Source organism: Pseudomonas fakonensis (genome assembly GCF_019139895.1).
GTDB classification, from domain to species: domain Bacteria; phylum Pseudomonadota; class Gammaproteobacteria; order Pseudomonadales; family Pseudomonadaceae; genus Aquipseudomonas; species Aquipseudomonas fakonensis.
In genome coordinates, this window is sequence record NZ_CP077076.1 from 4295488 (window position 1) to 4310533 (window position 15046).

The 15046-nt window shown below is 62.8% G+C and carries 14 protein-coding genes; 10 read left to right on the forward strand and 4 right to left on the reverse strand.

Translation table 11 applies throughout. From position 1 onward, the window contains the following. Positions 1 to 68: 68 nt before the first annotated feature. Positions 69 to 824: a GntR family transcriptional regulator gene (locus KSS94_RS18795; RefSeq protein ID WP_217839581.1), complete on the reverse strand. Its 756-nt coding sequence runs from the start codon at positions 822 to 824 to the stop codon at positions 69 to 71. Between the two features lie 356 nt (positions 825 to 1180). Between KSS94_RS18795 and KSS94_RS18800 the strand changes: the two genes are divergently transcribed. After that, a complete protein-coding gene (locus KSS94_RS18800) occupies positions 1181 to 2530 on the forward strand; it encodes an NCS2 family permease (protein ID WP_217839582.1) in 1350 nt (449 codons plus the stop codon). Between the two features lie 268 nt (positions 2531 to 2798). Here KSS94_RS18800 and uraH read toward each other — a convergent pair whose 3' ends face one another. Beyond that, positions 2799 to 3152 (reverse strand): hydroxyisourate hydrolase, encoded by a 354-nt coding sequence (gene uraH, locus KSS94_RS18805; protein ID WP_217839583.1) that lies wholly within the window; start codon positions 3150 to 3152, stop codon positions 2799 to 2801. A gap of 388 nt (positions 3153 to 3540) precedes the next feature. Between uraH and puuE the strand changes: the two genes are divergently transcribed. The 7 genes from puuE (at position 3541) to KSS94_RS18840 (ending at position 10589) form a co-directional block, all read left to right on the forward strand. Continuing rightward, positions 3541 to 4467 (forward strand): allantoinase PuuE, encoded by a 927-nt coding sequence (gene puuE / locus KSS94_RS18810; protein WP_217839584.1) that lies wholly within the window; start codon positions 3541 to 3543, stop codon positions 4465 to 4467. Then, positions 4467 to 4982: a 2-oxo-4-hydroxy-4-carboxy-5-ureidoimidazoline decarboxylase gene (uraD, locus tag KSS94_RS18815; RefSeq protein ID WP_217839585.1), complete on the forward strand. Its 516-nt coding sequence runs from the start codon at positions 4467 to 4469 to the stop codon at positions 4980 to 4982. Before puuE ends, uraD begins: the two co-directional genes overlap by 1 nt. A 109-nt stretch (positions 4983 to 5091) precedes the next feature. Then, positions 5092 to 5595 (forward strand): ureidoglycolate lyase, encoded by a 504-nt coding sequence (locus KSS94_RS18820; protein WP_138220263.1) that lies wholly within the window; start codon positions 5092 to 5094, stop codon positions 5593 to 5595. Positions 5596 to 5650: 55 nt separating this feature from the next. Beyond that, positions 5651 to 6979, forward strand: coding sequence for a urate hydroxylase PuuD (locus KSS94_RS18825; protein WP_217839586.1), 1329 nt, complete (start codon positions 5651 to 5653; stop codon positions 6977 to 6979). Between the two features lie 198 nt (positions 6980 to 7177). After that, positions 7178 to 8533, forward strand: a complete 1356-nt coding sequence (locus tag KSS94_RS18830; RefSeq protein ID WP_217839587.1) for a nucleobase:cation symporter-2 family protein — start codon at positions 7178 to 7180, stop codon at positions 8531 to 8533. A 136-nt stretch (positions 8534 to 8669) separates the two neighbouring features. Continuing rightward, positions 8670 to 9455 (forward strand): outer membrane protein OmpK, encoded by a 786-nt coding sequence (locus KSS94_RS18835; protein ID WP_217839588.1) that lies wholly within the window; start codon positions 8670 to 8672, stop codon positions 9453 to 9455. Between the two features lie 351 nt (positions 9456 to 9806). Then, positions 9807 to 10589: an outer membrane protein OmpK gene (locus KSS94_RS18840; RefSeq protein ID WP_217839589.1), complete on the forward strand. Its 783-nt coding sequence runs from the start codon at positions 9807 to 9809 to the stop codon at positions 10587 to 10589. Between the two features lie 138 nt (positions 10590 to 10727). Here KSS94_RS18840 and KSS94_RS18845 read toward each other — a convergent pair whose 3' ends face one another. Further along, the gene (locus tag KSS94_RS18845; RefSeq protein ID WP_217839590.1) at positions 10728 to 11642 is read right to left on the reverse strand and encodes a DUF808 domain-containing protein; all 915 of its coding nucleotides are present in this window, start codon (positions 11640 to 11642) and stop codon (positions 10728 to 10730) included. Positions 11643 to 11775: 133 nt separating this feature from the next. Between KSS94_RS18845 and KSS94_RS18850 the strand changes: the two genes are divergently transcribed. After that, complete coding sequence (locus KSS94_RS18850) at positions 11776 to 12387, forward strand: TetR/AcrR family transcriptional regulator (RefSeq protein ID WP_217839591.1); 612 nt, start codon at positions 11776 to 11778, stop codon at positions 12385 to 12387. Between the two features lie 126 nt (positions 12388 to 12513). On the opposite strand, the gene KSS94_RS18855 is transcribed toward KSS94_RS18850, so the two are convergent. Then, positions 12514 to 12954, reverse strand: coding sequence for a GlcG/HbpS family heme-binding protein (locus KSS94_RS18855; RefSeq protein ID WP_217839592.1), 441 nt, complete (start codon positions 12952 to 12954; stop codon positions 12514 to 12516). A gap of 256 nt (positions 12955 to 13210) precedes the next feature. On the opposite strand from KSS94_RS18855, the gene gcl reads away from it, so the two are divergent. After that, entirely contained in the window at positions 13211 to 14986 is a 1776-nt protein-coding gene (gene gcl / locus KSS94_RS18860; protein WP_217839593.1) for a glyoxylate carboligase, read from the forward strand. Positions 14987 to 15046 lie beyond the last annotated feature (60 nt).

Sequence of the window (15046 nt, forward strand, 5' to 3'; positions counted from 1 at the left end):
CGCGCCCCATCGCGGCACAAGGCCGCTCCTACAGGGAGCAATGCAGGCCACGAGGCCGGGGCAAACGATCAACCCTTGAGCGAAGCCTTGGGCTTTTTCAGCAGATGGGAGAACACCGCATGCAGGTCGTCCGAGGCGCTTTCTTCGTCCAGGTTGAGCTTGCTGTCGATGTGGTCCATGTGGTGCATCATCAGGCTCACCGCCTGCTGCGCGTCACGCGCCTCGATGGCATCGATCAGTTGCATGTGCTCATCGTACGAGCAGTGCGAGCGGTTGCCGCTTTCGTACTGGGCAATGATCAGCGAGGTCTGCGACACCAGGCTGCGCTGGAAGCTTACCAGGGGTGCGTTGCCGGCGGCTTCGGCCAGTTTGAGGTGGAACTCGCCGGACAGGCGGATACCGGCACCACGGTCACCACGGGAGAAGCTGTCGCGCTCCTCGCGGACCATCTGGCGCAGTTCTTCCAACTGCTCGCGGGTGGCGTGCTGCACGGCAAGTTCGGTGATGGCGCGCTCGACCATGCGCCGCGAGAAGAATACCTGGCGCGCCTCTTCTACCGTGGGGCTGGCCACCACCGCACCGCGATTGGGGCGCAGCAACACCACGCTTTCGTGGGCCAGGCGCGACAGGGCGCGGCGGATGATGGTGCGGCTGACGCCAAAGATTTCGCCCAGCGCTTCCTCGCTCAACTTGGTGCCCGGGGCAAGGCGCTGCTCGAGAATGGCCTCGAAGATGTGCGCATAGACGATGTCGTCCTGGGTACCGCTGCGGCCGGCCTTGCCAATGCGCGCAGGTTTTTTCAGAGGTTGCAGCTGTTCGTTCATGGGCTCTCGAGCACGAAGGATCTGCCAGTCGGACCGTGACTGTAACGCCTGTCGACGGGTGGGTGGCAAGTCCGGAGGTTGGTAATAGGCCAAGGTATGGCGCCATTGTACACAGGCTGACCCGTTTCTGCAGGTGGCCTTTTACCTATATAGCCGTTGTACGGCGGTTCTTGCACGGGAAAGATAAAACATTATTTGCATTCTTTGTACACAAAAGCATAATCCACCGAGCAACTTCCTGACCCAAAAGTCAACAAACTGGTCGGTTGTCTGCCACACCCCTCCCACGAAGCCCCCAAGTGCATCGCTCAGGACCAGGCTTCGATAAAACAAGAAAGACTTGAGGAGTACTCGCTGTGGAAAGCCGCAAATCCGAAGCCCCTACGCTGGATCTTGCCCCACCGCTCGAAACGAGCTGGCTGGAGCGGATTTTCAAACTCAAGCAGCACGGCAGCACCGTAAAGACCGAGCTGATCGCCGGGGTGACCACCTTCATCACCATGGCCTACATCATCTTCGTCAACCCCAACATCATGGCCGATGCCGGTATCGACCATGGCGCTGCGTTCGTCGCCACCTGCATCGCCGCCGCCCTCGGCTGCCTGCTGATGGGCCTGTACGCCAACTGGCCGGTGGGGTTGGCACCGGGCATGGGGCTCAATGCGTTCTTCACCTACACCGTGGTCGGCACCATGGGCTACAACTGGGAAACGGCGCTGGGGGCGGTGTTCGTCTCGGGCGTGCTGTTCATGTTCCTGACCCTGTCGAGGGTGCGCGAGTGGTTGCTCAACAGCATCCCGGTCAGCCTGCGCCATGCCATGGGGGCCGGGGTCGGCTTGTTCCTCGGGCTGATCGGCCTGAAAACCGCCGGCATCATCGTCGCCAGCCCGGCCACCCTGATCAAGCTGGGCTCGCTGCATGAGCCGGGGCCGCTGCTGGCGGCGCTGTGCTTCTTGCTGATCGCCATCCTCAGCTACAAGCGGGTGTTCGGCGCCATCCTCATCAGCATCATCGGCGTGACCCTGGCCGGTTGGGGCCTGGGGCTGGTCAAGTTCGGCGGGGTGATGTCGATGCCGCCGAGCCTGGCACCGACCTGGATGGCCATGGATGTGGCCGGTGTGTTCAATGTGAGCATGATCAGCGTGGTGCTGGCGTTCCTCTTCGTGCACATGTTCGACACCGCCGGCACCCTGATGGGCGTGGCCCAGCGCGCCAACCTGGTGGCGCCGGACGGGCGTATCGAAAACCTGTCGCGGGCATTGAAGGCCGACAGTGCTTCGAGCGTGTTCGGCGCGGTGGTGGGTGTGCCGCCGGTCACCAGCTACGTGGAAAGCGCCGCGGGTGTGGCCGCCGGTGGCCGCACCGGCCTGACCGCCATGGTGGTGGGGTTGTTGTTCGTCGCGGCGATGTTCTTCGCCCCGCTGGCCGGCATGATCCCGGCCTATGCCACCGCCGGCGCGCTGATCTACGTGGCGATGTTGATGATGGGCAGCATGGCGCACATTCATTGGGACGACGCCACCGACAGTATCCCGGCGATCGTCACGGTGATCATGATGCCACTGACCTTCTCGGTGGCCGACGGCATTGCCCTGGGCTTCATCAGTTACGTGGTGCTCAAGGCCGGTACCGGCAAGTACAAGGAGATCTCGGCCAGCCTGTGGGTGCTGTGCCTGATCTTCATTGCCAAGTTCGTGTTTCTTTGAGCTGAGCAGTTGCGCAAGAAGGGCGCCATAGGCGCCCTTCTTTGTTGCCCCTGACGAACCCCGCGTCATTTTGTGCCGACTGCGCGGGCCCTATCGCCGGCAAGCCGGCTCCTACAGGATTACCGCTGCCCTCAGCTACGCACCGTACATGTAGGAGCCGGCTTGCCGGCGATAGGGCCCGAACAGCCCGCACAAAAACAGCAGACGAAAAAAAGCCCGCCAGTGTGAGAGCGGGCCAAGGACCTACGAAGATTCTTCTAGCGACCAACTAGCTTCCACGGTAGGTCGAGTAACTGTACGGCGAGATCAACAGCGGCACGTGGTAGTGCTCCTGCTGCGCGTCGATGCCAAAGCGCAGCACCACCACGTCGAGGAACGCGGCATCCGGCAACGCCACGCCTTTGGCGCGGTAGTAGGCGCCAGCGCTGAACTGCAGCTGATAAACGCCGGTACGGTAGTCGTCACCCTGCAGCAGCGGCGCGTCGACGCGGCCATCGCTGTTGGTCAGGGCGGTGTTCACCAGCTCCAGCTGCTGGCCTTCGACACGGTACAGCTCGACCTTGATCGAGCTGCCCGGGCAGCCATGCGCGGCATCCAGTACGTGTGTGGTCAAACGTCCCATTTGCTTGTCGCCTCTTGTCGTATGCGTGGGCAAAAAATACACGCCAGCCACCGGGCGCTCTGCCCGTGGTGGGTGGGAATGGGGCCATTAAGACAGTTTCCCGATAAATTGTACACAATTTTTTGAACCCTTCCGTCTGCCGCCCCAGCCCTGCCCCACAAAGGTGCCAACAGTCGCAAATACAGGCCCGGTGCTGGCGCAACCGGGCTTATCTGACCAATCAGGCAGGTTTCTTGCAATGCTTTTCAGCCTGACCGATGGGAAGAAATGCTGAAAAACAGGCTTACAAATGATTTCAGAAGTTGTATACAATCAGCCCATCCGGTGGTGCGACATCCCGACGCGGCCCGCCCACCACCCGCACTAACGTACAAGAAGGAAGACTGCAGTGAGCGCTGACTACCCTCGCGACCTGATCGGTTACGGCAACAACCCACCTCATCCGCAATGGCCGGGGAATGCCCGCATTGCGCTGTCCTTCGTGCTCAACTACGAAGAAGGTGGCGAGCGCAACATCCTGCATGGCGACAAAGAGTCCGAAGCCTTCCTCTCTGAAATGGTCGCCGCCCAGCCGCTGCAGGGCGCGCGCAACATGAGCATGGAATCGCTCTACGAATACGGCAGCCGCGCCGGCGTCTGGCGCCTGCTCAAGCTGTTCAAGGACAGCGGCGTGCCGCTGACCATCTTCGCCGTGGCCATGGCCGCCCAGCGCCACCCCGACGTGATCCGCGCCATGGCCGCAGCCGGCCACGAGATCTGCAGCCACGGCTACCGCTGGATCGACTACCAGAACATGGACGAGGCCCAGGAGCGCGAGCACATGCTCGAGGCCATCCGCATCCTCACCGAACTCACCGGCGAGCGCCCGGTGGGCTGGTACACCGGCCGCACCGGCCCGAACACCCGCCGCCTGGTGATGGAGGAAGGTGGCTTCCTCTACGACAGCGACACCTATGACGACGACCTGCCCTACTGGGAGCCGAACAACCCCACCGGCAAGCCGCACCTGGTGATCCCCTACACCCTGGACACCAACGACATGCGCTTCACCCAGGTGCAGGGTTTCAATTGCGGCGAGCAGTTCTTCCAGTACCTCAAAGACGCCTTCGACGTGCTCTACGAAGAAGGCGCCGAAGCGCCGAAAATGCTCTCCATCGGCCTGCACTGCCGCCTGGTCGGCCGCCCGGCGCGCCTGGCCGCGCTCAAGCGCTTCGTCGACTACGCCAAAAGCCACGACCAGGTCTGGTTCGCCCGTCGCGCGGATATCGCCCGCCACTGGCACGCCACCCACCCGTACAAGAAAGAGAACGCCTGATGACCGCCTTCACCACCCTCAAGCCCTCCACCCTGAGCCGCGCCGCCTTCGTCGAGGCCTTCGCCGACATCTACGAGCACTCGCCGTGGGTCGCCGAAAAAGCCTACGACCTGGGCCAGCTGGGTGAGCTGGACGAGATCGAGGCGCTGCACCAGCGCATGAGCGACATCCTGCTCAGCGCCAACCACGCAGATCAGCTGGCACTGATCAACGCTCACCCGGACCTCGCCGGCAAGGCCGCCGTGCAGGGCGAGCTGACCGAATCGAGCACCAACGAGCAGGCCGGCGCCGGGATCCACCAGTGCACCGCCGAGGAGTTCGCCCGCTTTACCGAGCTGAACGACGCCTACAAGGCCAAGTTCAAGTTCCCGTTCATCATGGCGGTCAAGGGCAGCAACCGGCACCAGATCCTCGCCTCCTTCGAAAAACGCATCCACAACGATACCGATGCCGAGTTCAAGGAAGCCCTGGCGCAGATCAACCTGATTGCCCTGTTCCGCCTGTTGCAGCTTTGAGGACTGAGCGCCGCCGTGGCCCGAGTGCGTGACGCGTCCGCACCCAGGGCCTGGCCGGCAAGCCGGTCCACCCTATTTTGATAACAACGAACATAGAAGAGATAACCGCATGCGCACCCTGATGATCGAGCCCCTGACCAAAGAAGCCTTCGCCCCTTTCGGTGACGTGATCGAAACCGACGGCAGCGACCACTTCATGATCAACAACGGCTCGACCATGCGCTTTCACAAGCTCGCCACGGTCGAAACCGCCGAGCCTGAAGACAAGGCGATCATCAGCATCTTCCGCGCCGACGCGCTGGACATGCCGCTGACCGTACGCATGCTGGAACGCCATCCGCTGGGCAGCCAGGCTTTCATCCCGCTGCTCGGCAACCCCTTTCTGATCGTGGTCGCGCCAGTTGGCGATGCACCTGTATCAGGCTTGGTCCGTGCCTTCCGCAGTAATGGCAGGCAGGGCGTTAATTACCATCGCGGCGTTTGGCACCACCCGGTGCTGACGATCGAAAAGCGGGATGACTTCCTGGTGGTTGATCGCAGTGGTTCTGGCAACAACTGCGATGAGCATTACTTCCCCGAGGAACAGATGTTGATCCTCAATCCCCACCAATAAGAAAAGGTCGGTCATTCAGGCTCGCCTGAAAGGTGACCGGCGAGAGGTACATACTGTGGAAGCACACCTTCACGAATGGCTGAACCTGAGCATTCGCTGGGTTCACATGATCACCGGTGTCGCCTGGATCGGTGCATCGTTCTACTTCGTCTGGCTGGAGAACCACCTGAACCGCAGCAACCCGCGCGATGGGTTGTCGGGTGACCTTTGGGCCATCCACGGTGGTGGTATCTACCACCTGGAGAAATACAAGCTCGCACCGCCGAAAATGCCCGAGAACCTGCACTGGTTCAAATGGGAAGCCTACTTCACCTGGATGTCCGGGATCGCCCTGCTGTGCGTGGTGTTCTACTGGAACCCGACCCTGTACCTGCTGGCACCCGGCAGCACCCTGAGCGGTGCCGAAGGCGTGGCCATCGGTATCGGTTCGCTGGTCGCCGGCTGGTTCATCTACGACTTCCTCTGCGACTCGCCCCTGGGCAAGCAACCGGCGCTGCTCGGCGGCGTATTGTTCGTGCTGATCATCGCTGCCTGCTTCGGCTTCAGCCTGGTGTTCAGCGGCCGCGGCGCCTACCTGCACACCGGTGCGATCATCGGCACCATCATGGTCGGTAACGTGTTCCGCATCATCATGCCGGCCCAGCGCCAGTTGGTGGCGGCAATCGAGAACAACCAAACCCCCGACCCGGTACTTCCGGCCAAGGGCCTGCTGCGCTCGCGTCACAACAACTACTTCACCCTGCCGGTGCTGTTCATCATGATCAGCAACCACTTCCCGAGCACCTACGGCAGCCAGTACAACTGGCTGATCCTGGCCGGTATTGCAGTCGCTGCGGTATTGATCCGCCACTACTTCAACACCCGCCACGACAGCAACAAGTACGCCTGGACCCTGCCGGTCGGCGCCCTGGCGATGATCTGCCTGGCCTACGTCACCGGCCCCAAGCCGCTGCCGACCGCCCCAGAGCAGGCCGCTGCCAAAGTCGAGTACCAGCCGCTGCCGGCCACTGCAGTCGGTGGCAAGACCGCCGCCCAACTGCGTGAAGAAGAAGCCGCCAAGGCCGCTGCCGCCCCTGCCGCCCCGGCAGAGCAGCCAGCCCAGGCCAGCGCCCAGGCGCCAGCCGGTGGTTTCGACAAGATCCACAACGTCATCCAGGAACGCTGCACCGTGTGCCACTCGGCCAAGCCGACCAGCCCGCTGTTCAGTGCCGCCCCTGCCGGCGTGATGTTCGACACCCCGCAGCAGATCCAGGCCCAGGCCGCGCGCATTCAGGCGCAAGCGGTTGCCAGCCAGATCATGCCGCTGGGCAACATCACCCAGATGACCGTCGAGGAACGCAAGCTGGTCGGTGACTGGATCGCCAAAGGCGCCCAGGTCAACTGACCCCAGGCAACCTGCTCCCTGCAGGAGCAGGCTTGCCTGCGATGAGGCCGGCACGTCCGGCCTCACTCTCAAGCTCTACGTAACAAGCAAGCATCGAGCGTGCGTCTTCACCCGGGAACCACAGCCTCCCTCACCGGAGCCTGCCAGGTGAAGCCGCCCGCTTGGATCCGAGAATAAAAACAAAACTCGAGGTGCTGCATGTCCGAGTCACCCAAGGCGTACATCCCTGTTGCGCCACCACGACAGCCCCTGCCCCTGTTCCAGCTGATCCTGGTAGGCCTGCAACATGTCCTGCTGATGTACGGCGGCGCCATCGCCGTGCCGCTGATCATCGGCCAGGCTGCGGGCCTGTCCCGCGAGGAAGTCGCCTTCCTGATCAACGCCGACCTGCTGGTCGCCGGCGTTGCCACCATCATCCAGTCCTTCGGCATCGGCCCGGTCGGCATTCGCATGCCGGTCATGATGGGCGCCAGCTTTGCCGCGGTGGGCAGCATGGTGGCCATGGCCGGCATGCCCGGCGTCGGCCTGCAGGGGATCTTCGGCGCGACCATCGCCGCCGGCTTCTTCGGCATGCTGATCGCGCCGTTCATGTCCAAGGTCGTACGCTTCTTCCCGCCGCTGGTGACCGGTACGGTCATCACCTCCATTGGCCTGTCGCTGTTCCCGGTGGCGGTCAACTGGGCCGGTGGCGGCCATGAAGCCGAAACCTTCGGCTCGCCGATCTACCTGATGGTTGCAGGGCTGGTGCTGGCCGTCATCCTGCTGATCAACCGCTTCATGCGTGGCTTCTGGGTCAACGTGTCGGTGCTGGTGGGCATGGGCCTGGGCTACGTGCTGGCCGGTTCCATCGGCATGGTCGACCTGTCGGGCCTGGGCGCAGCGCCCTGGCTGCAGGTGGTCACGCCGCTGCACTTCGGCATGCCGACCTTCAGCCTGGCGCCGATCCTGTCGATGTGCCTGGTGGTGGTGATCATCTTCGTCGAGTCCACCGGCATGTTCCTGGCCCTGGGCAAAGTGACCGATCGCGAAGTCACCCCCGGGATGCTGCGCCGGGGCCTTCTGTGCGACGCCGGTGCGTCGTTCATTGCAGGCTTTTTCAACACCTTCACCCACTCCTCGTTCGCCCAGAACATCGGCCTGGTGCAGATGACCGGGGTGCGCTGCCGTTACGTCACGGTCATGGCCGGCGGGCTGCTGATCCTGCTCAGCCTGCTGCCCAAGGCGGCCTACCTGATTGCCTCGATCCCGCCTGCGGTACTGGGCGGCGCGTCCATTGCCATGTTCGGCATGGTCACCGCCACCGGCATCAAGATCCTCCAGGAGGCCGACATCAGCGACCGCCGCAACCAGTTGCTGGTGGCGGTGAGCGTGGGCTTTGGCCTGATCCCGGTGGTACGCCCGGAGTTCTTCGCGCAGATGCCGCAGTGGATGGAGCCCATCACCCACAGTGGTATCGCCATGGCCACCCTCAGCGCCCTGGTGTTGAACCTGTTGTTCAACATCCTCGGCGGCGCCGAGCGCGCGGCGCACAACGACGCCTGTCACCAGCATTGAGCTGTCAGGGGGCGGCGCTTGCCGCCCCCCTTTCATACCAAGCAATAGCACGACCGTCGGCCCACTGGAATGGGCCGCCCGGGGCGCCTGCGCGCCGAAAAAAACCAACAAAAACAATAAGTCCGGGAATCACAACATGAAACGCATCACCACGTCCCTGTTGCTGGGCAGCAGCCTGCTCGCCACCCTCCCCTCGCACGCCGGCGAATGGCTGCAGTGGCACGGCGAAAGCCTGACCTACCTGTACGGCAAGGACTTCAAGGTCAACCCCGACATCCAGCAGACCATCACCTTCGAACACGCCAACAAATGGAAGTACGGCGATACGTTCCTGTTCATCGACAAGATCTTCTACAACGGCAAGCCCGACCCGGGCAAAGGCGTCACCACCTACTACGGCGAATTCAGCCCACGCCTGTCGTTCGGCAAGATCCTCGACAAGAAGCTGGCCTTCGGCCCGGTGAAAGACGTCCTGCTGGCCATGACCTACGAACGCGGCGAAGGCGACAACGAGGCCTACCTGATCGGCCCCGGCTTCGACTTGGACATCCCCGGCTTCAACTACTTCACCCTGAACTTCTACGTGCGCAACACCGAAGGCGCGCGCCCCGGCGACAACGTCTGGCAGATCACCCCCGGCTGGTCGTACACCATCCCGGTGGGCAAGTCGGACATCCTGATCGACGGCTACATGGACTGGGTGCCCGACAACGACCAGAACAGCCGCGGCACCTACCACGCCAACCTGCACTTCAACCCGCAGGTCAAATACGACCTGGGCAAGGCCCTGAACCTGGGCGCCAAGCAGTTGTACGTGGGCTTTGAATACAGCTACTGGAAGGACAAGTACGGCATCGACAGCCGCGGCAACCTGCAGAGCAACCAGAGTGTCGCCAGCGCGCTGATCAAAGTACACTTCTAAAAAACTGACCAAACGCACAACTTTGATTCACATGCTCCAGGAAGGAGCACTTGAGGCCCGGCGCGCAAGTGAGTAATCTGCGCGCCCCCTCGATCGGGGCAGGACGGAACCTGCCCGCGTTTGCTGACCGCTCAGTCAATGAATTCGGGCGGTTGGCCAACGTGTTGCCAGCCTGAAACACCCATTTTCATCCGTTCAGAAAGCCGTCGAGCAGGACCGCTGCGCCCAACCCGGAAATGTTGGCACAGCGCTTGCCAAACAGCTGTGGCCAATCGAAAAAAGCTGACCCAAAAGACAAGAACAGCGCCCGAGCGCTGACAACAGATCCAAATCAAGGGAGCGACACACGCAATGCGTACCATCAACAGCCTGATCCTCGCCGGCGGCCTGCTGGCCTGCGGCGCCAGCCAAGCCGACGACCTGCTGCAGTGGCAGAACAACAGCCTGACCTACCTGTGGGGCAAAGGCTTCAAGGTCAACCCGGCCGTGCAGCAGACCGTCACTTTCGAGCACGCCGACGCCTGGAAGTACGGCGACAACTTCATCTTCGTCGACAAGATCTTCTACCAGGGCAAGAAGGACGAAGGTAACGGCCCGAACACCTACTACGGCGAAATCAGCCCACGCCTGTCGTTCGGCAAGATCTTCGACCAGAAGCTTGAGTTCGGCCCGGTGAAAGACGTGCTGCTGGCCATGACCTACGAGTTCGGCGAGGGTGACACCGAGGCCTACCTGATCGGCCCGGGCTTCGACCTGGCCATCCCAGGCTTTGACTACTTCCAGCTGAACTTCTACCAGCGCACCACCGACGGCAGCCGCCCGGGCGACAACGTCTGGCAGATCACCCCGGTGTGGTCCTACACCCTGCCTGTGGGTTCGTCCGACATCCTGATCGACGGCTTCATGGACTGGGTGGTGGACAACGACGAGAACCGCCGCGGCACCTACCAGGCCAACCTGCACTTCAACCCGCAGATCAAGTACGACCTGGGCAAGGCCCTGCACCTGGGCGAGAAGCAGCTGTACGTGGGTGTGGAGTACGACTACTGGAAGAACAAGTACGGCATCAAGGATTCCGACGGCTTCACCACCGACCAGAACACCATGAGCTTCCTGGTGAAAGTGCACTTCTGATCGCAAAGCCAAGCGCCGGCCCCCTGTAGGAGCCGGCTTGCCGGCGATGGGGCCGGGCCTGCATAAAACCATCCAGCATTCATGCAGGCTTCAAGGGCCCTATCGCCGGCAAGCCGGCTCCTACAGGCGCTGCGCCCATCAGTTGGCCGGGCGCAGCGCCTGCCACAGCTTGCCGACCACGCTCACCACGGCCAGCACCACAGCCCCGGCAATCACCCCCGCCACGCCATTGAGCAGCGCCCCGGTCACGGCCCCGCCACGCCCGTCGGCGAACGCCTCGATGGCGTGATGCAGCGGCGCGGTGCCATGCACCAGAATGCCGCCACCCACCAAAAACATCGCCGCGGTCCCCACCACCGACAGGCCCTTCATCATGTAAGGCGCCGCCCGCAAAATACCGTTGCCGATGCTGCGGCTGACGCTTGAGGCCTTCTGCGTCATCCACAGCCCCAGGTCATCGAGCTTGACGATACCCGCCACCAGCCCGTAAACCCCCAGGGTCATGACCACGGCGATGCCCGACAGCACGATGATCTGCTGGCTCAGCGGCGCATCGGCCACGGTGCCCAGGGTGATGGCGATGATCTCGGCCGACAGGATGAAGTCGGTGCGCACCGCGCCCTTGATCTTGCCCTTCTCGAACGCCACCAGGTCGACGCTGGCATCGGCTACTGCCTCTTTGCGCACCTGGTGCTGGGCGTCGTCTTCTTCCTTGCTGTGCAAGAATTTGTGCGCCAGCTTCTCGAAGCCTTCGAAGCATAGATAGGCGCCGCCGAGCATCAGCAAGGGCGTCACCGCCCAGGGGATGAACGCGCTGATCAGCAGCGCCGCCGGTACCAGAATCGCCTTGTTCACCAGCGACCCCTTGGCCACCGCCCACACCACCGGGATTTCCCGCTCGGCACGCACACCGGTGACCTGCTGCGCGTTAAGCGCCAGGTCGTCGCCGAGCACGCCGGCGGTCTTCTTTGCCGCGACCTTGGTCATCAGCGAAACGTCGTCGAGCACCGTGGCGATATCGTCGATCAGAACCAGTAAGCTGCTGCCTGCCATGTCAAAATGTTTCCAATGGGTTCGAATGGCCGGGATTCTAGCCCAAAGACGCTGCCTTGAGCGCCCGTCCGGGCGGGTGCTACCATGCCAAACCCCGTTTGCAGGGGGCCAGACACGAGGAAGACCCCTGACAATGAGCACCATTCGCGAGCGCAACAAGGAGCTGATCCTGCGCGCGGCCAGTGAAGAATTCGCCGACAAGGGCTTCGCCGCCACCAAGACCAGCGACATCGCGGCCAAGGCCGGGCTGCCCAAGCCGAACGTCTATTACTACTTCAAGTCCAAGGACAACCTGTACCGCGAGGTGCTCGAGAGCATCATCGCGCCGATCATGCAGGCTTCGACGCCATTCAACGCCGACGGCGACCCCAAAGAAGTACTGAGCGCCTACATTCGCTCCAAGGTGCGCATCTCCCGCGACTTGCCGCATGCCTCGAAAGTGTTCGCCAGCGAGATCATGCACGGCGCGCCGCACCTCTCGCCCAGCCAGGTGGAGCAGCTCAACGAACAGGCCCGGCACAACATCGAATGCATCCAGCGCTGGATCGACCGCGGGCAGATCGCCAATGTCGACGCCCACCACCTGATGTTCAGCATCTGGGCGGCCACGCAAACCTACGCCGACTTCGACTGGCAGATCTCGGTGATCACCGGCAAGGCCAAGCTTGCCGACAGTGATTACGAGGCAGCGGCCGAGACCATCATCCGCCTGGTATTGAAAGGCTGCGAGCCCGAGGCAGCCTGACAGGGCCAATGGGGCTGCTTCGCAGCCCATCGCGACACAAGGCCGCTCCTACAGGTATTTGCGATCCCCTGTAGGAGCGGCCTTGTGCCGCGATGGGCCGCAAAGCGGCCCCAATTTTCAGAATGCTTAAGCCGCCACCCCGGCATCCGCCGTCAGCCCGGCCTCCTCGATCGCACTGATCGCGCACTGCTCGTCGATATCCGACGTATCGCCGCTGATCCCCACCGCACCCAGCACCTTGCCGGCCGGATCGCGAATCAGCACCCCGCCCGGCGCCGGCACCACCGGCCGTTCACCCAAACCGTTCAGCGCAGCGAAGAATGCCGGGCGTTGCTGCGAGTCCAGCGCCAGCAGGCGCGAGCCCTTGCCCAGGGCAACCGCGCCCCAGGCCTTGCCGATTGCCACTTCCGGGCGCAGCAGGCTGGCGCCGTCCTCGCGTTGCAGCGCCAGCAGGTGGCCGCCGGCATCCAGCACCGCCACGGTCAGCGGCGCAGCATCGATCTTGCGGCCTGCGGCCAGTGCGGCGTTGACCACGGCAACGGCAGTCTTCAGGTTCAAGGCAGTCATGGAAAGGTCCTCTTCTTGTTGTGAGAAGCCCGAGGGCAGTTGAAAACCGATAGACAAGATAGAACACAACAAAGGCACAGGTTGTATACAATTTTTTAATGCAACCCCGCGCACTGCGACGAAATGCCGCTTTTGACGGGCTTGATGGCCATGCAGACCTCACCGACGAAAATGCGTTGACCTGACGGGCAAAGCATGAATACACTTTGTCGCAACGCAAGTTGTATACAATTACAAAATCGATGAGGCACAAACCATGAGCAAAATGAGAGCAATCGATGCAGCCGTTCTGGTCATGCGCCGTGAAGGTGTAGATACCGCGTTCGGCATTCCAGGAGCCGCCATCAACCCGCTTTACTCGGCCCTGAAAAAAGTCGGTGGCATCGATCACGTCCTCGCTCGCCACGTCGAAGGTGCCTCGCACATGGCCGAGGGCTACACCCGTGCCAACCCGGGCAACATCGGTGTGTGCATCGGCACCTCCGGCCCTGCCGGCACCGACATGGTCACAGGCCTCTACAGCGCCTCGGCCGACTCCATCCCGATCCTGTGCATCACCGGCCAAGCCCCGCGTGCCCGTCTGCACAAGGAAGACTTCCAGGCCGTCGACATCACCAGCATCGTCAAGCCGGTGACCAAGTGGGCCACCACCGTACTGGAACCCGGCCAGGTGCCCTACGCCTTCCAGAAGGCCTTCTATGAAATGCGCACCGGCCGCCCGGGCCCGGTGCTGATCGACCTGCCGTTCGACGTGCAGATGGCCGAAATCGAATTCGACATCGATGCCTACGAGCCGCTGCCGGTCAACAAGCCAGCCGCCACCCGCAAGCAAGCGGAAAAGGCCCTGGCCATGCTTAACGAAGCCGAGCGCCCGCTGCTGGTGGCAGGTGGCGGCATCATCAACGCCGACGCCAGCGAAAAACTGGTCGAGTTCGCCGAACTGACCGGCGTGCCGGTAGTGCCAACCCTGATGGGCTGGGGCACCATCCCGGACGACCACGAGCTGATGGTCGGCATGGTCGGCCTGCAGACCTCGCACCGCTACGGCAACGCCACCCTGCTCAAGTCCGACCTGGTGCTGGGTATCGGTAACCGCTGGGCCAACCGCCACACCGGTTCGGTCGACGTCTACACCGAAGGCCGTACCTTCATCCACGTCGATATCGAACCAACCCAGATCGGCCGCGTGTTCACCCCGGACCTGGGTATCGTCTCGGATGCCGGCAAGGCGCTGGACGTGTTCCTCGAAGTGGCCCGCGAGTGGAAAGCCGCCGGCAAGCTCAAGTGCCGCGCCGCCTGGCTCAAAGACTGCCAGGAGCGCAAGGCGACCCTGCAGCGCAAGACCAACTTCGACAACGTGCCGGTCAAGCCGCAGCGCGTGTACCAGGAAATGAACGAGGTGTTCGGCAAGGACACCACCTACGTCAGCACCATCGGCCTTTCGCAGATCGCCGGCGCGCAGTTCCTGCACGTGTACAAGCCACGCCACTGGATCAACTGCGGCCAGGCCGGCCCGCTGGGCTGGACCATCCCTGCCGCCCTCGGCGTGGTCAAGGCCGACCCGAAACGCAAGGTGGTCGCGCTGTCCGGTGACTACGACTTCCAGTTCATGATCGAAGAGCTGGCCGTGGGTGCGCAGTTCAACCTGCCGTACGTCCACGTGCTGGTGAACAACGCCTACCTCGGCCTGATCCGCCAGGCCCAGCGTGGCTTCGACATGGATTACTGTGTACAACTGGCGTTCGAGAACATCAACGCCACCGACGCTGCCACCTACGGTGTCGACCACGTCGCCGTGGTCGAGGGCCTGGGCTGCAAGGCCATCCGCGTGTTCGAGCCGGGCCAGATCGCCCCTGCCCTGCTCAAGGCACAGAAGATGGCCGAAGAGTTCCGCGTACCGGTGGTGGTCGAAGTGATCCTCGAGCGCGTCACCAACATTTCCATGGGCACCGAGATCAACGCGGTCAACGAGTTCGAAGACCTCGCCCTGGTCGGCAACGACGCGCCGACCGCCATCTCGCTGCTGGACTGATCGCCTGACGCCCCCGCGCGGCCCCGATAACCGGGCGCCGGGGGCCTTCAACGCAAGGAG